Origin of the sequence: Burkholderia seminalis DSM 23518 (assembly GCF_902832885.1) — a bacterium.
GTDB classification, from domain to species: domain Bacteria; phylum Pseudomonadota; class Gammaproteobacteria; order Burkholderiales; family Burkholderiaceae; genus Burkholderia; species Burkholderia seminalis.
In genome coordinates this window covers 122543-140069 of record NZ_CADFDK010000011.1, presented here as the reverse complement: position 1 = coordinate 140069, position 17527 = coordinate 122543, and the positions used below count along the sequence as shown (strand labels likewise).

Annotated in this window: 16 protein-coding genes; 3 read left to right on the top strand and 13 right to left on the bottom strand. The window is 65.3% G+C overall.

The window, feature by feature from the left end:
* The 10 genes from HWX00_RS27795 to HWX00_RS27750 form a co-directional block, all read right to left on the bottom strand.
* A complete protein-coding gene (locus tag HWX00_RS27795; RefSeq protein ID WP_175027132.1) occupies positions 1-2679 on the bottom strand; it encodes a type VI secretion system Vgr family protein in 2679 nt (892 codons plus the stop codon).
* Between the two features lie 68 nt (positions 2680-2747).
* The gene (tssA, locus tag HWX00_RS27790; protein WP_175027131.1) at positions 2748-3869 is read right to left on the bottom strand and encodes a type VI secretion system protein TssA; all 1122 of its coding nucleotides are present in this window, start codon (positions 3867-3869) and stop codon (positions 2748-2750) included.
* Positions 3870-3912: 43 nt separating this feature from the next.
* Positions 3913-6582 (bottom strand): type VI secretion system ATPase TssH, encoded by a 2670-nt coding sequence (gene tssH, locus HWX00_RS27785; RefSeq protein ID WP_175027130.1) that lies wholly within the window; start codon positions 6580-6582, stop codon positions 3913-3915.
* 43 nt (positions 6583-6625) lie between these two features.
* Positions 6626-7726, bottom strand: coding sequence for a type VI secretion system baseplate subunit TssG (gene tssG / locus HWX00_RS27780; RefSeq protein ID WP_034187522.1), 1101 nt, complete (start codon positions 7724-7726; stop codon positions 6626-6628).
* Positions 7690-9525 (bottom strand): type VI secretion system baseplate subunit TssF, encoded by a 1836-nt coding sequence (tssF, locus tag HWX00_RS27775; RefSeq protein ID WP_034187523.1) that lies wholly within the window; start codon positions 9523-9525, stop codon positions 7690-7692. The genes tssG and tssF overlap by 37 nt, the downstream gene beginning before the upstream one ends.
* Before the next feature lie 76 nt (positions 9526-9601).
* Entirely contained in the window at positions 9602-10087 is a 486-nt protein-coding gene (tssE, locus tag HWX00_RS27770; RefSeq protein ID WP_034187524.1) for a type VI secretion system baseplate subunit TssE, read from the bottom strand.
* Positions 10088-10149: 62 nt separating this feature from the next.
* Complete coding sequence (locus tag HWX00_RS27765; RefSeq protein ID WP_034187525.1) at positions 10150-10653, bottom strand: Hcp family type VI secretion system effector; 504 nt, start codon at positions 10651-10653, stop codon at positions 10150-10152.
* 71 nt (positions 10654-10724) lie between these two features.
* The gene (tssC, locus tag HWX00_RS27760) at positions 10725-12215 is read right to left on the bottom strand and encodes a type VI secretion system contractile sheath large subunit (protein ID WP_034187526.1); all 1491 of its coding nucleotides are present in this window, start codon (positions 12213-12215) and stop codon (positions 10725-10727) included.
* Positions 12216-12230: 15 nt separating this feature from the next.
* Positions 12231-12746 carry a type VI secretion system contractile sheath small subunit gene (tssB, locus tag HWX00_RS27755; protein ID WP_006484395.1) on the bottom strand — a complete coding sequence of 172 codons (516 nt, stop codon included), beginning with the start codon at positions 12744-12746 and terminating at the stop codon, positions 12231-12233.
* 46 nt (positions 12747-12792) lie between these two features.
* Complete coding sequence (locus tag HWX00_RS27750; RefSeq protein ID WP_034187527.1) at positions 12793-13422, bottom strand: tetratricopeptide repeat protein; 630 nt, start codon at positions 13420-13422, stop codon at positions 12793-12795.
* A 372-nt stretch (positions 13423-13794) separates the two neighbouring features.
* Between HWX00_RS27750 and tssJ the strand changes: the two genes are divergently transcribed.
* The 3 genes from tssJ to icmH all read left to right on the top strand — a co-directional run bounded on the left by tssJ (position 13795) and on the right by icmH (position 16634).
* Entirely contained in the window at positions 13795-14406 is a 612-nt protein-coding gene (gene tssJ / locus HWX00_RS27745) for a type VI secretion system lipoprotein TssJ (protein WP_034187528.1), read from the top strand.
* Positions 14407-14508: 102 nt separating this feature from the next.
* Positions 14509-15855 carry a type VI secretion system baseplate subunit TssK gene (gene tssK, locus HWX00_RS27740; protein ID WP_034187529.1) on the top strand — a complete coding sequence of 449 codons (1347 nt, stop codon included), beginning with the start codon at positions 14509-14511 and terminating at the stop codon, positions 15853-15855.
* Positions 15852-16634 (top strand): type IVB secretion system protein IcmH/DotU, encoded by a 783-nt coding sequence (icmH, locus tag HWX00_RS27735; RefSeq protein WP_034187530.1) that lies wholly within the window; start codon positions 15852-15854, stop codon positions 16632-16634. Before tssK ends, icmH begins: the two co-directional genes overlap by 4 nt.
* Here the strand turns inward: icmH and HWX00_RS37010 are convergent.
* The 3 genes from HWX00_RS37010 to HWX00_RS27720 form a co-directional block, all read right to left on the bottom strand.
* A complete protein-coding gene (locus HWX00_RS37010) occupies positions 16574-16987 on the bottom strand; it encodes an immunity protein Imm33 domain-containing protein (protein WP_226194241.1) in 414 nt (137 codons plus the stop codon). The genes icmH and HWX00_RS37010 overlap by 61 nt on opposite strands.
* Positions 16988-17113: 126 nt before the next feature.
* Positions 17114-17254: an Imm1 family immunity protein gene (locus HWX00_RS37450; protein ID WP_366917819.1), complete on the bottom strand. Its 141-nt coding sequence runs from the start codon at positions 17252-17254 to the stop codon at positions 17114-17116.
* Positions 17220-17516 carry a hypothetical protein gene (locus HWX00_RS27720; RefSeq protein ID WP_175868157.1) on the bottom strand — a complete coding sequence of 99 codons (297 nt, stop codon included), beginning with the start codon at positions 17514-17516 and terminating at the stop codon, positions 17220-17222. The genes HWX00_RS37450 and HWX00_RS27720 overlap by 35 nt, the downstream gene beginning before the upstream one ends.
* Positions 17517-17527 lie beyond the last annotated feature (11 nt).

The following is a 17527-nucleotide window of genomic DNA, read 5'->3' as shown; positions in this document are numbered from 1 at the left end:
TCACTCCCCCGTCCGTTTGAACTGACTGGCCACGAACTCTTCAAAATCGATGTTCTTCAATTCCGCCTTGCCTTCCGCGTCGAGCGCGACGCTATGCTCGGTCCCGTCCTCGGTCGTGAACTTGATCGGTTCCCCGTGCGGCACGTTGCCGTCGGCATCTACATATCGAATCCGCATGTCTGCCTTCTTGCCTTCCGCCTTGAACGTCTTATGCATGCTCGTCGGCCCGCTGAACGTGTGCTGCCCGCCCTTCACGTCGATCTTGCCCGGTGCATGAATCTCGATGTTGCCGCCCTTGATCCGGACATACGCGCCGCCGGAAGTCAGCAGAATCTCTTCCTTCGCGACGCCTTCGATCGTTGAGGTCGCCGACAGCACCTTGATCGTCTTCTGCGCGACCATCTCGACGTTGTCATTCTGCGCCTGTATCTCGACGGCACCTTTCCCGGCAAAGAGCTTCATGCCCGCATTCTGCGCAAACAGACTGAGCTTCTCCTTGACGCTCGCCACCAGCGATTTCCCGCTGGCGAGATGCGTGCTCTGCCCGCTCACGACGTTGACGTGGCGATCCGCAGCCAGGTGCGTGCTGTGCTCCGACGCCATCCCGATCCCCGCCGGGCTCGCGAACAACATCACCGGTTCCGTGAACGCATTCGCGCTGCCCGTCCCGCCACCAGCGGTCCTTCCGCCCGACGTCGCCCCCGTCACGCTGTTCTGCGTCGCATCGACGAACTGCTTCAGTGCATCGTGACCGGCCCCAAGGGCTTCAGCCTGATGCATCTCGCTGACCTGCGACATCGACTCGATCAGCCCCTCGGCATCGACCAGTTGCTGTTGCGCCTCACGCACGTCGAGCGGCTGGCTGTTCGCCTGCTTCGGATGGGTCGTGACGTACAGCCCTTGCCCGGCCCGCACCGCACCATACGCATCCGTCCGCAAATCGAACCCCGAGCCGAGATACGCGCCGCGCGTGTTGCCGTTCTGTTCGATCAGGTAACCGAGATGAAGCAGCGAATTCGCGCTGCTGCTGAACAGGCGCGCACGGTTCTGCCCGGTCGCGTCGTCGAGTACCATCTCGTTGTGCCCCGACCCCGCGTATTCCTTCGACCGGAAACCCGACAGGATCCCGTCGCTATGCCATTGCGGCTTGGTCGCTCCGTTGTAGACGCGATGCATGACGATCGGCCGGTCGCAGTCGCCGCCGATGTAGCCGACCAGCACTTCCTCGCCGACACGCGGAATATGGACGGCCCCGTAGCCGCCGCCGGTATCCGACTGCATGACGCGCATCCAGCACGACGCGGTTTCGGTGCCCGCGTTCTGCCGGTCCCAGACGAACATGACCTTGATCCGGTTCAGCTCGTCCGTATACACCTCTTCGCCCTTCGGCCCGACGACGATGGCCGTCTCAAGCTGCATCTCGGGCTTCCGATGCTCGAACGGGCTGCGATACGGCACGGCTGCGCGTTGCGCCTCGACTTCGACGAGATAGAACCCGGCCGAACCGTCGTCATGCCCCACCTCGAAGGCCGCGGCTTCACCGTGGCCGGCTTTCACCTGCGCCAGACGGTCCTGCAGGCTGTGCGGGAAGTTCGCCTCGTGGTCCGAGATCGGCAGGTTGTTCTCGATGTACCGGGACACCTTCACGGCCGCAAATTCCCGGTCCTGAGCCGAATCGCGATCGTGCTCGGGGTGATCCGCCAGCGTGAAGCGCCGGCCCGCATCGATCGCACGCACGCCGCCCACGCCGAAAAAGCGCTTCGCGCAGGACTCCCATTGCTCAAGGCGAATCTTCGACAGGTGTTCGCCGCGATCCTGGCCCGCGTACGTATACGCACCGGTGTATTCGTAGATTTCGGTCTGGCCCGGCAGGTCGCCCTGATCGGCCTTGGTCGGCAGCGTCGTGCCGTTCGGGTTGCCGGCGGATGACGGCGACTTGTAGTCGAACGTGCGCGTGGTGTGCAGCGAACTCTGCAGGGTGCGCGACGCGGCCCATTGCGTGAAACCCGTGGTTTCGCTGCCCGTTCCCGAGCGGTCGAACCTGACGGTATTCGGGGACAGTTCGTCGACCGCATGCAGGTCGTCGGTAATCACCAGCGTGTGCGCGCTGCCGTCCCCGGCATGGCGCCAGAAGCCGAACAGCCCTTCGTCTTCCATCAGCCGATGCACGAAGTTCCAGTCGGTTTCGCTCTGGCGACAGTAGGAGCGCGACGGCAGCGGCTTCGACAGCGCGAACTGGTATCGGCCCTTGGCCTGCGGATGCGCATCGAACACGTCGGCCAGGATCGTGTCGATCGTCTGGTCCTGCCAGTACCGCATGTCGCTGCGGAACTTGAGAAAATGCATCCACGACGCGACGGCCAGCTGGTAGCCCGACAGGCTGCCGTCCGCGCCGAGCCTGCGCGCCGTGTGGATATGACCGTTGATCGGCAGATACGATTTGTCCGCCTGCTGGATCCACAGCGTGATCGGCTTCGCGATCAGCGTCTTGAGCTCAATGTCGCTCGCGCTCGACACGAGATCGAGCTCCACGTTGAAATCGCGTCCCAGTTCGGCGTGAATCACGGCGCGGCGCGGCACCAGCGCATTGTTCGGCAGCGACGGGAGGTCGGTCTTCAGCAGGCGATCCTGCTGAACCAGGCCGCCGCGGATCGCCTGGGCCAGTTCGGTCACGTTCATGCGTCAATCCCTGTTCTTGTCTGCCGCGGGCCCGCCGAGCCCGCGCTCTCAGGTGCAAGGCCCGGCGCTTACGACTGCTCGTCCGGCCGCACGCCCAGCAGCTCGCGGATATGCGACAACGACCCGTCGTCCTTCACGACGCTCTCGAGCCACTTGTGCAGCGGCATGTCGGCCCATTCGGCCGCCTTGTCGGCGAGATACGCGACCGGGCTGTGCGGCTCGGTCTGGCGGAAATAGCGCGCGACCGCACGCAACTGGTCGACGGCCTGCGCGCGGTTCTGGATGCCGGCGATCATCTGCGTCACCGGAGGGCGCGGCGCGGTCTGCTGCTGCACGTGGGTCTCCTCGGTCTGGATCGAATTGCCGAACACCGGCTCGATGCGCTCGGGTTGCGCCTGCGGCGCCGCCTGCGTGTGCGGCGCGCTGCCCGTGTAGCCTTGCTCGCGCGCAAAACGCTCGGCGAGCCGGTACACGGTCTCGAACGCGTCGCGCGCCTGACGGAAGCTCGGCGCCGAATCGCCCGCGCGCTCGACGAGCCGCTCCTCGAACGCATCGAGCGCGAATTCGAACGCCTTCAGGTTCGCCAGCAACGTCGTGTAGAACGCGATCGGCGTCACGCGCCGCGACGAATCGATCTGGTCGAGCGACGGCTTGCCGCGCGCGATCTCGTCCGCGTGATCGGGGTCGCGCTTGATCGCCTGCGCGACGTGCTGCGCCACTTCCCAGTCGAGCGTGCTGAACGCGTTCGATGCACCGTCCGTCATCGGCACCGCGCGCAGCAGCTCGGCCGTGCGGCCGGAGAGCCATGCGACGTTGCCGAGCCGGTATTCGGTGTCCTCGCCTTCGGGCAGCGGGTGCACGGTGTCCCAGAACTCACGGCACAGGCCCTCGAGCAACGCATAACCGTCGGTGAGGCCGGTGAGGCCGTCCTCGAGCGCGAGCGCCTCGGTCAGCCACACGCCGAGCCGCAGGTCCTTCGTGCGCGTACGCAGCAGCACGCTTGCCTGATCGACGACGAAGCCCCAGTCGGCCTCCTTGATCTCGGTCACCCATTCGCCCTGGTCGAGCGTCGGATCGTCGTAGCGCCGCGCGTCCTGGATCGCGTCGAATTCGTTCGAAAACAGCAGGTCGTCGCCGCTGGGCGACGCGTCGCTGATCGGCGTCAGCAGCTCGGGAAGATTGATCGGCATGGTTTGGTCAGTTCATCAATGCTTGGACGTTGCGCGGCCGCGCTCATTCGACGGTGTACGCGAATTCGCCGGCCTCGTCCGCACGCACCGCGATACGCGCGATGGCTTCGCCGTCGGCGATCCGGCCGAGCACGTGGCCCGCGATCTCCGGCAGCAGCGTGCCGTTCAGGATATGGTCGACGTTGCGGGCGCCCGAGTCGACCTCGGTGCAGCGCGCAAGCACCGCCTCGACGAGCGACTCGTCCCATTCGAACGCGGCCTTGTGGTTCGCCTCGATCCGGCGGCGGATCCGTTCGAGCTTCAACTCGATGATCTCGGCCAGCACGTCGTCGGAAATCGGATAGTACGGCACGACCTTCATGCGCCCGAGAAACGCGGGCTTGAACGTCTTGTACAGCTGCGGGCGCAGCGTCTCGGCGAGCTCGTCCGGATCGGGCAGTTCCTCGGCCGGCTTGTTCAGGCACGCCTGCATCACCGCGGCCGACCCGACGTTCGACGTCAGGATGATCAGCGTGTTGCGGAAGTCGATCTCACGCCCTTCCGCATCGTCCATCGCGCCCTTGTCGAACACCTGGAAGAACATCTCGAGCACGTCGGGGTGCGCCTTCTCGACCTCGTCGAGCAGCACGACGGAATACGGGTTGCGGCGCACGGCCTCGGTCAGCACACCGCCTTCGCCATAACCGACGTAGCCGGGCGGCGAGCCTTTCAGGCCCGACACGCTGTGCGCTTCCTGGTACTCGCTCATGTTGATCGTGACCATCTTGCGTTCGCCGCCGTACAGGATGTCGGCCAGCGCGAGCGCCGTCTCGGTCTTGCCGACCCCCGACGGCCCGACGAACATGAACACGCCGCGCGGCTTGTTCGGATCCTCGAGGTTCGCGGTCGCGGTGCGCACGCGCTGCGCGATCGCGTCGAGCGCGTGATCCTGGCCGATCACGCGCGCGGTGAGCAGCGGCTGCAGGTTCAGGACGGTGTCGATCTCGTCCTTCACCATCCGGCCAAGCGGAATACCCGTCCACGCGGCGACGATCTCGGCGACGACATGGCCGTCGACCTGCAGCGGCACCATCGGCTCGCCGCCCTGCAGCGCATGCAGTGCCGCCACGCGTTCGGCGAGCTTGTCGCGGGTGGCCGGCACGTCGACCGGCTGGCCGTCTTCCGACGGGCCGCGCGCCTTGTCGAGCGTATCGCGCAGCTCGGTGATCTCGGCCACGATCGCACGCTCGGCTTCGTAGCGCGCGTCGTCCTTCGCGAGTTGTTCGAGTGCCGTGTCGCGCGCACCACGCAGTTCGGCAAGCCGCTCGTCGTGCGGCGCGCCGCCGGCGGCCTCGCGCTCCAGCGACGCGATTTCCGCGTCGATCCGCTCGATCCGCTTCCTCGTGTCGTCGATCGCGGCCGGCGTCGCGCTGTGCGCGAGCGCGACCTTCGCGCACGCGGTGTCGAGCACGCTGATCGCCTTGTCGGGCAGCTGGCGGCCGCCGATGTAACGGTGCGACAGGCGCACGGCCTCGGTGATCGCATCGTCGAGGATCCGCACGTTGAAGTGCTTTTCCATCAGGCCCGACATCCCGCGCAGCATCGCGGCCGCGAGCGGCTCGCTCGGCTCCTCGACCTTCACGACCTGGAAGCGCCGCGCCAGCGCCGCGTCCTTCTCGAAGTACTTCTTGTATTCGCTCCACGTCGTCGCGGCGATCGTGCGCAACTCGCCGCGCGCCAGCGCCGGCTTGAGCAGGTTCGCCGCATCGTTCTGGCCGGCCTGGCCGCCCGCGCCGATGATCGTATGCGCTTCGTCGATGAACAGGATGATCGGATGCGCGCTCTTCTTCACTTCCTCGATCACGCTCTTCAGGCGGTTCTCGAACTCGCCCTTCACGCTCGCACCGGCCTGCAGCAGCCCCATGTCGAGCACGTGCAGCGCGACGCCGCGCAGCGGCTGCGGCACGTCGTCGGCCGCGATCCGCAGCGCGAGCCCCTCGACGACCGCGGTTTTGCCGACGCCGGCCTCGCCCGTCATGATCGGGTTGTTCTGGCGGCGGCGCATCAGGATGTCGATCGCCTGGCGGATCTCCGCTTCGCGGCCGATCACCGGATCGATCTTGCCGTCGCGCGCGCGCTGCGTGAGGTTGGTCGTGTACGTGTCGAGCGCGGGGGTCTTCGACGGGCCCGCCGCGGGTGCCGCACCGGCCTCGCTCGCCGCCGCGCCGCCGTCGTCCGTATCGGCCTGACGCGGCTCGGCCTCGCTCGACCCGGCCACGACGTCGTCGAACTTGTGCTTCAGGTCCGTCACGTTCACTTCCGCGAACTGGGACGACATCCGCTGCGCGAACTGCGCGAGATCCGGCGCGGTCAGCAGCGCGAGCAGCAGATGCCCCGAACGGATGCGGCCAAGCTGCGAATCGAGCGACGCGATCAGCCATGCCTGCTCGAACAGCGCGATCAGGTGCACGGAAAACACCGGCGTACGCGTGTTGCCGGTCTTCAGCCGCGTCAGCTCGCGTTCGAGATCGGCACGCAGCGCATGCGGATCGACGCGGCTCGCGCGCAGCGCGAGCGGCAGGTCGCCGGCGGGCTCCTCGAGCAACGCGAGGAACAGGTGCTCCAGATCGACCTCGTAATGGCCGCGCGCCAGGCACGCGCTCGCCGCGCGCTCGGTCGCGTGCCGGCACAGCGGATTCAGTTTCGTGATCAGGGTCTTCAGAGGCGTGCTCATGGCGTCGATCTCAGGTTCGATTGCGTGTTGTTGTCGTTCGGAATCAATGAATCACGTGCAGTTCGTAGCGTGCATCGGAGCGGTCCTCGATCGCGTCGCGCGTGCAGAGGAATGCATCCCAGCCGAGCCGTGAGCCCGCGCCCAGCACGCTCGCGCCGACCTCGGTGCGCTTCAGTACGAGCTTCACCTCGTATTCGAGCGTGACGCCGGCGAGCAGCGTCAGCATCCGCTCGAGCGCGACGGCGTGCGCGCCGCCAGGCAGGAAGGCCTCGTAATCGCGCTTGGACAGCGGACCGACGACGATCCGTGCGCGCATGTCGCGCTGCCAGACGCGTTCGCCGACGAGCGCCGTCGCGCCGAGCACCGCGTTGACTTCGCCGAGCACGCTCAACTGGTCGGGCGGCACGTCGTACCACTTGCCGACGAACTGGTCGATTTTCACCGGCACGCGGAAGTAATCGGACAGCGCGCGCTGCAGGTACGCGGCCGACATCGGCCGGTGCCGTGCGGCCAGCGCGTAACCGGCGACGGCTTCGTCGAGCACGCCGCCCGGGCCGGCCGCGAGGCTGTCGCGCACCTCGTCGCTCGGTACGCCCGCGATCGCGAGCAGCAGCGGCAGATAGCGCTCGTCGCGATCGAGCTCGTAATGGAACGGCAGCCGGTATTTCTTCCACGCCGCGTAGAACAGCGCGGTCGCGCGGTTCGAGAACACGTCGAAGAACGCGCGCGCCGCATGATCGCGCCGCAGGTACTCCCGCGCGACGATCTGCTCGGTGTAATGCAGCGGCAGCGCCCCCTGGCCGCCGAGCAGCCCGAAGAACGCGGGCGTCAGCTCGACGTGGCCGAGCTCGCCGGCCGCGAGCGCGGCGGTACGCTGCTCGCCCGAATCGAGCAGCGCGCCGCCGTCGTCGAACGAGCGCACGCCTTCGATCTCGCTCGGCGGAAAACCGAGCGACAGCGTATTGCGGAACTCGATGCGCTGCGCGACCACGTCGCCCTGCCGCCATGCGCCGGGCGCGTCCGACGCCTGCCGTGCGAACAGCCCTTCGAGCACGCGCACCGCCTGGAAGAATTCGAAGCGGTGCGGCTCGTCGAGCAGCGCGTCGACTACGCCAGGATCGATTCGCCGGTTCGGGGCTTGCATCGGATGATCTCCTCGCCGGTGCGCTTCGACACGACGACCAATTGAACGAAACTGTTGAGATGGACGTACAGCCCGAAGAAGCTGTCGAGCACGCGTACGAACGACGCGAGGCTCGCGCCGACGAAGTGCTCCTCGTCGATCGTGAGCCGGATCTCGATGCCGCGCACGAAGGTCGCGAACGGCTTGCCGGGCAGCCACTGCACGGCGCCGCGCTGCTCGACCCCGACGAGGCCGTCGATCTGGCGCATCGACACGGCCGTGCGCCGCAGGTCGTACAGCGTCAGCATTTCCTTCAGCGGCGCAAGGCCGTGCGCGACCAGCGACACGTGATTGAGCGCCAGATGCGACACGAGCCGCCAGTGCGCGGCGCGGCCGCGCTCGAAGCGCACGCTCTGCGTCGGGCGGCGCAGCATCGAAATGCCGCTCGTCTGCGCACCGCCCTCCTGGAACAGGTCGCCGCCCTCGAGGCCGAACGCGAGCATCGCCGGCAGATCGCGGTTCGTGCAGGTGAGGTCGAGGCTCAGCGTGTCGGTTTGCGGCGACGTCGGCTCGAAGTCGATATCGACGATCGAGATTTCGGTTTCGTAGCCGGGGCTCTTCTGCGCGACCCAGTCGTTGCGGCGCGCGAACCAGTAGTGGCCGATCCGCGCCGATTCACCATGATGCAGCGAGTAGAACGGCCGGAATTCGATCACCGACTCCTCGTGCGCCTGCTGCCTGACGAGCTTCACCGAGTCGATCGAGTACACCTCGTACGCGAACGCGCGCCGCGCCTCGGCGATCACCGGATACGACACCGCGCGATGCGTGACGCGGATCGGCTCGCCGTGCTGGCGGAACAGGTTGACGATCGGCGTGCAGAACAGCCGGAAATGACTCGGCGTCAGCAGCTCGAGCAGCCGCGCGACGTGCGAATCGCTGCGCACGTCCTGCAGCACCAGATGCAGCGTCGCGCGCTGGCAGCGGCCCGACGCGCGCGTGATCGCCGCGAGGTCGAAATCGACGAAATCGAACTTGTCGGGGAACGCGAAGTATTCGGTGAGCAGGCGATACGCGGGATGCGATTTCGCCGGATAGTCGATCAGCGCGTCGTCTTCGTCGAAACCGGCTTGCGCGATCGGCAGCTTGCGCAGCGCGGTCCAGCGGCCGTTGCGTTCGGGCTCGACATACGCGCCCAGCACGTTGACGAACAGGCAGTCGGTAAGCGCGGCGACGAACGACTGCTCGCCGTGCAGGTGCGCGCGCAGCGTCGACAGCTTCAGCGCGCCGAGATCGAGCTGCGCGGCGAGCGATTCGAACGTGATCGAGATCACGCCCGTCGCGTTCGACGGCAGCACCGTCGCGCTCGGCGCGAGCGCGACCGGCGTGTATCGGGCCTCCGAAATGCGGATCGGCGCGAGCGTCACGTCGTAGGCGGTGCGAAACCGGCACTGCACGCCGCGGATCGGACGGCTCTTCAGCTCGGTGCCGCGCTCGATCACGACCGGTTCGGTCTGCTGGCCGGGCGAAGCTGGCGTGAACTGCGCGATCGAGCACGACGGGAACGGCCGCAGGTAGTGCGGATACAGCACTTCCAGCAGCGCTTCGGTGAACTCGGGGTAGTCGTCGTCGAGCTTCTTGTTGATGCGCGCGCCGAGCAGCGCGAACGACTCGATCATCCGCTCGACGTGTGGATCCTCGCAATGCTCGCCGGACAGCGCGAGCCGCGCCGCGATTTTCGGATAGCGTTCGGCGAAATCTCGCGAATAGCGCCGCAAAAACGATAATTCGCGCTCGTAATACGGCAGCAATTCTTCCATCGACGACCCCGAACCTCAATATTTCCTGCCGGACCTGATCAACCACCGGGCGGTCCGGCCCGCTCGGCGGCTTGATTTACTGCATTCTCGCGGCGCGTGCGCGCGTGACCGAATACTGCAGCGTCGACGGTTGCAGCATCGCGTCGAAACTCACCGGCTCTTCGGCCGGGTGCACGACGAGCAGCGCCTGGATCGCGAAATAGAGCGCGTTGGTGGCTTGCTCGTTCAGCTCGAACGTCACCTGCACCTGCTGCAGGCGCGGCTCATGGCGCGCGATGGCCTGCTGGATCGACTTGCAGATGAACGCGCGGTCGTAGTGGCTCGCGAGGCTCAGCCCCGCGAAATCGTTCAGCCCGTAGGTCAGCACCGACTTCTGGCATTCGGGCAGCGCCGCCAGCTCGCTCTCGGTATGCGCGATACGCGTGTTGAGGATCGCCTCGACGTCGCGGGCGACCGTGTTCTTGAGCTCGTCCAGCGACAATTGCCGCATCGCTGCCGAGGCCGGCAGGTGCGGTTCGTCGTCAAACAGCTTGTCGAGAAAACTGGGTTCGAATCGTTTCATCAGCCGGCGTGCACAGCGAAAACGGCAACGGGACGCCGTGCGCCCCGTTGCCGCAACCGACCTTAGACCGCGTAGGTCTTGTCGTTCTTCGTCAGGCTCCAGGCGCCCTGCGTGTTGCCGCCCTGGTTGCCGCCGATCTTCTGCTGGGTCTGCTTCCACTGCACGGCTGCGTACTTCAGCGAGAACGTCTCGATCGGCAGGCCTTCCTCGCGGACGCTCGGCGCGATGCTCGAGATGATCACGTACTTGAGCTTGACTTCCAGATACTGCACGCGCTTGCCTTCACCGTCGGCGCGCGAGAAATGGATCGTCACTTCGTCGAACGTCGTGCCGCCCGACGCGTGCTGGTACAGCAGCGGGCTCGACGAATCGATTTCCTTCGAGAACACCATGTCGCCGTGTTCGCACCGCGTCTGCGTCAGGCCGCCGGCCGACGACGCCGTTGCCGAACGCGGCTGCACGATCGAGTGATCCCACGACTTCAGCTCAAGCCAGCCCTGATGGTCCTTGTCAGCCGACTCGCCCTTGACTGCCGGGCTACCAAATTGCAAGTGAATGTGTAACATGGCCCTTCTACTCCCCAAAGAGGTGGTTTTAACGTCCTACCCAGGCGGCCCGCCCGGGCGATTTTGCTCGCTTATGAATTTGCCGATTTGGGCAGATCAGCGACAAGTCGCAGAGAAATCGAGAGTTCGTCGAGCTGAAAGTGCGGGCGCAGGAATGCGACCGAACGATACGAGCCCGGCTTCCCCGGAATCTCCGACACTTGTATGGAAGCCTCGCGCAGCGGGAATTGCGCCTTCTGCTCCTGCGACGCGTTGTCGTCGAGCAGCACGTACTGCGAAATCCACCGGTTGAGGAATGTTTCCACGTTCTGCGCCGAGGCGAAGCTGCCGATCTTGTCCCGCATCATCGCCTTCAGGTAGTGCGCAACACGCGATACCGAGAAGATGTATTGAAGCTGGGCGGACAGGACGGCGTTCGCGTTGGCGCTGTCGGTGCTGTACTTCTTCGCTTTCTGCACCGACTGCGCGGCGAAGAACGCGGCGTAATCGGAATTCTTGCAATGGACGAGCGGGATGAAACCGAGGTCGCTCAGTTCCTTCTCGCGGCGATCGGTGATCGCGATCTCGGTCGGGCACTTCAGCGCGACTTCGCCGTCGTCCGTCTTGAACGTGTGGGTCGGCAGATCCTCGACGAGGCCGCCGCCTTCGACGCCGCGGATCGCCGCGCACCAGCCGAAGTCGTCGAATGCAGCCGTCAGGCGGGCTGCGAAGGCCCACGCCGCGTTGCACCACAGGTACTTGTCGTGCTCGGTGCCGTCGACGTCCTCGACGAAGTTGAAGCGCTCCGCGGTCTGGCCGTCCTTCGGATTGAACGGCAGGCGGCCGAGGAAGCGCGGCAGCGTCAGGCCGACGTAGCGCGAATCCTCCGAGTCGCGGAACGACTTCCACTTCGCATATTCGACCGTGTCGAATACCTTCGCGAGATCGCGCGGCTTGCCGAGGTCGGCGAACGACTCGAGGCCGAGCAGCTCCGGCGACGCCGACGCGATGAACGGCGCATGGGCAGCCGCCGCGACACGCGACATCTGCTCGATGAAGTACAGGTCTTCCGGCTGGCGCGAGATCTCGTAATCGCCGATCAGCGCACCGAACGGCGAGCCGCCGAACGTGCCGAATTCTTCTTCGTAGACTTTCTTGAACAGCGCGCTCTGGTCGAACTCGCTCGCGCCCTTGAAGTCGCGCACGAGGTCGCGCTTCGGGGCGTGCAGCGCCTTGATCTTGATCGTCTGGCCCGTGTTGCTTTCCTTGACCAGGTAGTCCATCCCGCGCCACGTGCTCTCGAGGCGCTGGAATTCCGGCGCGTGCATCACCGCGGAAAGCTGCGTGGAGATCAGGCGGTCGAGTTCCGCGACGCGCGCGTCGATCGTGGCCGACAGGTTGTCCGACACGATCACCGTGCCGTCGAGCACCTGGTGCGCGAGTTCGCCGATCAGGTCCTTCGCGCGGGCATGCTCGGAATCGGATTTCGCGACCTTGCTCTTCTCGACGATGTCGTCGAGCAGCGAAGTCCCGGCGGCGTATTCCGCGCCGCTCGCTTGGGCCGCAGCCGTTTGCTGGTTCATCTCAACACTCCGTCGTCATTCGCCGTCTTTGTCGCCGCCGGTGCCCTTCGCGAGCTCCTGCAGCTGCTGCGTGTTCTTCAGCACCTCGGACAGCAGATCCTCGAGCTTGTCGTTGCCGGCGAGCTTGTTGCGCAGGTCGGCGAGCTTCGAGCGCGCCTCGAGCAGGCGGCGCAGCGGCTCGACCTGTTCGACGACTTCGTCCGGGCTGAAATCCGACAGCGAGCGGAACTTCAGGTCGACCGCGAACTTGCCGCCTTCCGGGCTCAGGCGGTTTTCCACCTGGAACGCGGCACGCGGCTCGATCGCCTTCATCACGTCGTCGAAATTGTCGCGGTCGATGTTGACGAATTTGCGGTCGCGCAGCTTCGGCTGCTCGATTTCGGACTGGCCCGCCAGATCGCCGACGACCCCGACGACGAACGGCAGTTCCTTCACCTCGATCGCATCGCCCTTCTCGACCTCGTAGGTCAGCTGGACGCGCGGCGGCCGAATTTTCTGCAAGCTTTTCTGAATGCTTTCTTTCTTGGCCATCTCGACGGCTCCCAGGTTAGTTGTGGTTATCGCGTCAGTTGCGGTTTCAGTTGCGCAGTGCGCCGAACGGATCGGCGCTGCCCTTTTGCGGCGTGGCGGGCGGCGTCGGCGTGGTGGCTGCCGCCGCTTCGGCGGCCGGTGCGGCAACGCCCTTCGGACGATGGACGACGCGGCGCGGCGGGCGCGGCTTCACGACCTTCGTTTCAGGCGGGAACAGCGCCGATTCGCCGAGCGTGTCGCGCAGCTGCTTCGCGAGCGCCTGCGCATCGGACTTCGCGTCGCCCGCGAGCGACGCATCCTGGCGCAGCTCGCCGAGCGACTGCGTCGCGATCCGCAGGCCGGCCACGGCCAGCACGCTCTTCGCCTGACGGTCGGTCGCGTCGCGTTGCAGCGCTTCCTGCGCGGCAACGATTGCCTGGCCGTAGTGGTTCTGTGCGAACTGGATTTGCGCAATGCGCGACCACGGCTCCTCGCGCGTCGGATCCGACTTCGCGAGTTGCTGGTAAAGGCCGAGCGCCTTGTCCTGGTCCCCCGCCTTCGCAACGGCGTCTGCATCGGCCAGCGACTTGTTGAACACCTCGGCAGTCGGCGGCGCGGGAGGCTGGCTCGCACAACCGGCGATCACGCCGCAAGCCACTACTACCCCAGACAGTTTTGCGAAGAGACGGTCTTTCATCGTTATTTCCACCGGCGCGTGAGTTTTAAATCGTTGAGAATCTGGTTCTTTTGCTTTGCAAGAAGCGCGCGGGTATAGTACCGATCAATTTTTCATAATTCAATCGTCGTGTGAAGAGTAATTCCTTTTAAAACCGGGCGCTACCCCCTCGAATGGCCTATCGCCGCAGGCTCGCGGCGGTTTTTCTTTCGGCCGGAATGCGCAAGTTTTACTGGTCGCACGACGCGCCGCCCGGGCGGCGGAAAAAATTTCCGGATGCCCGCCGAGACGCCGGCGCGCTTAATAGTTGAACAATGTAACGCCGGGGATTCGCAGCGATCGCGGAAATACCTGGCAGTCTTGACAGGGATAAAGGCGGCACGCCGGAAACACATGAGATCGTCCATGATTCGCTACGCGCTGCCGCTGGTTGCGTGCGCCCTGCTGGCCGGATGCGCGGCCGCCCCGCTGCTCGGCTCGGCCGCGAGCGCCGTGATGTCCGCGGCCGGCATCGGCAAGCCCGAGGTGCCCGACGCGCAAAAGCCGCCGCGCAACCTCGGCATCACGCTCGCCGCGGCGCCGAACCTGAATGCCGCGACCGACAACAAGCCGCTCGCGCTCGTCGTGCGGCTCTATACGCTGAAGGACCCGACGTCGTTCCAGCAAGCGCCGTTCGACGCCTTCACCGATCCGACCAAGGAAAAGGCCGCACTCGGCGCCGACCTGCTGAACGTACGTGAAATCACGCTGATTCCGGGCCAGCGCTATACGGCGACCGAGAAGGTTTCGCGCGAGGCGCAGGCGTTCGGCATCGTCGCACTGTTCCGCGATCCCGCACTCCAGCGATGGAAACTGACGTTCGATCCGGTGAAGTCGGAGAAATCCGGCATAATCATCGGCCTGCACAATTGCGCGATGACGGTCACCGATGGCACCGTCATTGCACCGCAGCAGGGTGCGCCGTCACAACCGCTGAATATGCTGTCTTCGGTGTCCTGCGGTTAAACATGTCGCACGAATGTCAATTAACAAGAGTTAACAATTGGCGATTTAATTCGGGCACGACCAAATCGATTACATCGCAACGCCACATTAACCGGATTTGACATGAGTTATTCGGCCAAGGTGCTGTGGGGGGAAGGGCTGTTCCTCCGGCCTCAACACTTTCAGCGACAGGACGCGTACCACGAGGCGCGCCTGTTCGAGTCCATCCAGGCGATCCAGCCGTACAACTGGGGCGTGCGCTCGGTGCGCATCGATCGCGACGCGCTCGGCAGCAACGTGCTGCGGGTCGCCGAACTCGCGCTCGTGTTTCCGGACGGTGCGCTGTATGCCGCGCCGCAGGCCGACGACCTGCCGCCACCGATCGCGCTGGATACCCTGCCCGAGGGCATCAACGAATTCGTGTTCTATCTCGCGCTGCACCCGCTGCGCGAGAACGGCACCAATTACAGCGACGATCCGGCCGCCGGCTTCATGACGCGCTTCGTCAGCGAGCAGACGAGCGTCGCCGACAACTTCACCGATGCCGCCGAAGCCGACATCACGTTCCTGAAGACGCAGGTCAAACTGATCGCGCACAGCGAACCGCGCGACCAGTTGCTGTCGGTGCCGCTCGTCCGCGTGCGCCGCACCGCGACCTCCGGTTTCGAGATCGACGACAGCTTCGTGCCGCCGTGCCTCGCGATCGAGGCATCGCCGATCCTGCACCAGCGGCTGCGCCAGCTCGTCGACGCGCTGCAGGCGAAGGTGAACGCGCTGTACGGTTTCCACCGCGAGCCGTCGAAGAACATCATCGAGTTCCGCTCGGGCGACATCGCATCGTTCTGGCTGCTGCACACCGCGAACGCCGCATTCGCGACGCTCGCGCACCTGCACCAGCACGCGGCGCTGCATCCGGAGCGGCTGTTCCAGGAACTGCTGCGCCTCGCGGGCCAGTTGATGACGTTCTCGAAGGGTTATTCGCTCGCCGACCTGCCCGTCTACCGACACGACGATCCGGGACCGAGCTTTGCGCGTCTCGACCTGATGCTGCGCGAGCTGCTCGACACGGTGATCTCGACGCGCTATTTCGCGATCACGCTCGACGAGGTACGTCCGTCGTTCCACCTGGGCCGCCTCGACTCCGGCAAGATCGACGACAAGACCGAGTTCTATCTGGCCGTGTCCGCGGACATGCCGAGCGTCGAGCTCGTCGATGCCGTGCCGGCCCGCTTCAAGGTCGGCGCGCCCGACGACGTCGACAAGCTCGTGCTGTCGGCGATGCCCGGCGTGCGGCTGTCGTACACGCCGCAGGTGCCGCCCGCGATTCCGGTGCGGCCGGGCGCGTGCTACTTCGCGCTCGATTCGCGCAGCCCGCTGTACGAGCGCATGCTGCAGGCCCAGTCCGCGATGATCTATGCGCCGACTGGCATCAATGACCTGAAATTCGAACTGATCGCGGTCACATCATGAGCTACGCGCCTTCCCTGTTCGGCGACAATGCGCCGGCACCCATGCATACCCCGGCGTCGACGGACTCCGCGTTCCAGGCGCGTTCGCTGCTCGATTTGCTGTACGACGGCTTCTTCATGCTGTTCCTGCTCAAGAACGGGCGGGAACCGGACAGCGCGAGCGAGTTCAGCACGCGGATCCAGGAGTTCCTGTCGGATTTCGAGCGCGGTGCGAAGAAGCTGAATATCGCTGCCGAGGACGTCTACGGCGCGAAATTCGCGTTCTGCGCCGCGATCGACGAGATGGTGCTGTCGTCGCAGTTCAAGATCCGGGCCGACTGGGAACGCCGGCCGCTGCAGCTCGTGCTGTTCGGCGAGCAGCTCGCGGGCGAGAAGTTCTATCAGTATCTCGAGGATTGCCGTGCGCAGGGCGCGGCGCGGCTGCAGTCGCTCGAGGTGTTTCATATGTGTCTGCTGCTCGGGTTCCAGGGCAAGTATCTGCTCGAAGGGCCGGAGAAGCTCGCTTACCTCACCGCGCGGCTGGGCGATGAGATCGCGCATATGAAAGGCAAGCGGGCGCCGTTCGCGCCGCATTGGCCGTTGCCGGATCAGATCGCGCATCGGTTGAAGCGTGAGGTGCCGGTTTGGGCGATCGGGGCGGTGTTTGCACTCGTGGCGCTGCTCGGGTACCTCGGGCTCAATACTTATCTCAAGGACAAGACGCTGCAGGCGTTGGCGCCTTATTCGCAGGTGATCAAGGTGGGGCCGGAGTCGGCTAATTTGACGATTTCGTTGCCTTGAGGGGCGGGCTTCGTTCGACGTTGATGCTGCATGGAAAAAGGACCGCGGGCGGTCCTTTTTCGTTTCTGCCCCGCATCCTCTGGACAGCTGAAAAAGTTCGATCGCGTACCGATACGCCACGCTATCCAGACATCTTCATAGCCTGCATCGTCGATCATGAAACGCGCGCCGGCTGGCAGCCGCAGATAGGGCAGGACCGAAGGCAAGTAGGTCGACAGGTGCGCGGTGCGCAACGGCCGATAGAAATCGGCGGCGTCCGAGTATTCGCCGCAATGGAAAAACCAGCCGACGTCGTCGCCTTCGGACAGCGCGATGCGCGTGCCATAGACAGGCATACGCCCGAGCGTCGACATCGCGACGGTACCCCTCTTCGGGCTCGGCGGCGTGCAGACCGTAGCGTGCGCAAATCCGCTTCCTGTTGCGCGCGCAATGCTGCCGGATCGTGTGCAATATTCATTTCCTTCCTGTCCCGCGGCGAATCAGCCGGGTTGCCAGCATAACCGCGGATCGGCGCCGCCGGTCGATACGAAATAGGCTGCCGCCTGCGTCGCCGTTGCACGATCGACGCACTGTCGCGCCGAATAGCTACCTCGCTGGCCGCCCGCCACGAGTTCGATCATTTCGTCTGCAGGTGCTTCGGGTGCCGTCAGGTTCAGCAATGCGGCGTCGATCCGGTGCGATGAAGACGACATATCTGCCGTCATGGCCACCGCCGATCGTCATCACCGTCGCATCGCTCGCGTCGAAGGCGATGGTCGAGCGATCGCGACCGTTCAGTCGTTCGACGGCCGCGATCGCTTGCGCGGGGTCGTCGCGCGTCACTTCCGTCACGTGCGAACGGTTACCGACGGTTGTTTGCTCGATCACTGTCGTCGTTCGCATTCGCCGGCGTG

What these genes read in the sequence shown, in the direction of transcription:
- HWX00_RS27795 (WP_175027132.1), bottom strand. Translation starts at nt 2,679, where the DNA reads ATGAACGTGACCGAACTGGCCCAGGCGATCCGCGGCGGCCTGGTTCAG.
- tssA (WP_175027131.1), bottom strand. Translation starts at nt 3,869, where the DNA reads ATGCCGATCAATCTTCCCGAGCTGCTGACGCCGATCAGCGACGCGTCG.
- tssH (WP_175027130.1), bottom strand. Translation starts at nt 6,582, where the DNA reads ATGAGCACGCCTCTGAAGACCCTGATCACGAAACTGAATCCGCTGTGC.
- tssG (WP_034187522.1), bottom strand. Translation starts at nt 7,726, where the DNA reads ATGCAAGCCCCGAACCGGCGAATCGATCCTGGCGTAGTCGACGCGCTG.
- tssF (WP_034187523.1), bottom strand. Translation starts at nt 9,525, where the DNA reads ATGGAAGAATTGCTGCCGTATTACGAGCGCGAATTATCGTTTTTGCGG.
- tssE (WP_034187524.1), bottom strand. Translation starts at nt 10,087, where the DNA reads ATGAAACGATTCGAACCCAGTTTTCTCGACAAGCTGTTTGACGACGAA.
- HWX00_RS27765 (WP_034187525.1), bottom strand. Translation starts at nt 10,653, where the DNA reads ATGTTACACATTCACTTGCAATTTGGTAGCCCGGCAGTCAAGGGCGAG.
- tssC (WP_034187526.1), bottom strand. Translation starts at nt 12,215, where the DNA reads ATGAACCAGCAAACGGCTGCGGCCCAAGCGAGCGGCGCGGAATACGCC.
- tssB (WP_006484395.1), bottom strand. Translation starts at nt 12,746, where the DNA reads ATGGCCAAGAAAGAAAGCATTCAGAAAAGCTTGCAGAAAATTCGGCCG.
- HWX00_RS27750 (WP_034187527.1), bottom strand. Translation starts at nt 13,422, where the DNA reads ATGAAAGACCGTCTCTTCGCAAAACTGTCTGGGGTAGTAGTGGCTTGC.
- tssJ (WP_034187528.1), top strand. Translation starts at nt 13,795, where the DNA reads ATGAGATCGTCCATGATTCGCTACGCGCTGCCGCTGGTTGCGTGCGCC.
- tssK (WP_034187529.1), top strand. Translation starts at nt 14,509, where the DNA reads ATGAGTTATTCGGCCAAGGTGCTGTGGGGGGAAGGGCTGTTCCTCCGG.
- icmH (WP_034187530.1), top strand. Translation starts at nt 15,852, where the DNA reads ATGAGCTACGCGCCTTCCCTGTTCGGCGACAATGCGCCGGCACCCATG.
- HWX00_RS37010 (WP_226194241.1), bottom strand. Translation starts at nt 16,987, where the DNA reads ATGTCGACGCTCGGGCGTATGCCTGTCTATGGCACGCGCATCGCGCTG.
- HWX00_RS37450 (WP_366917819.1), bottom strand. Translation starts at nt 17,254, where the DNA reads ATGATCGAACTCGTGGCGGGCGGCCAGCGAGGTAGCTATTCGGCGCGA.
- HWX00_RS27720 (WP_175868157.1), bottom strand. Translation starts at nt 17,516, where the DNA reads ATGCGAACGACGACAGTGATCGAGCAAACAACCGTCGGTAACCGTTCG.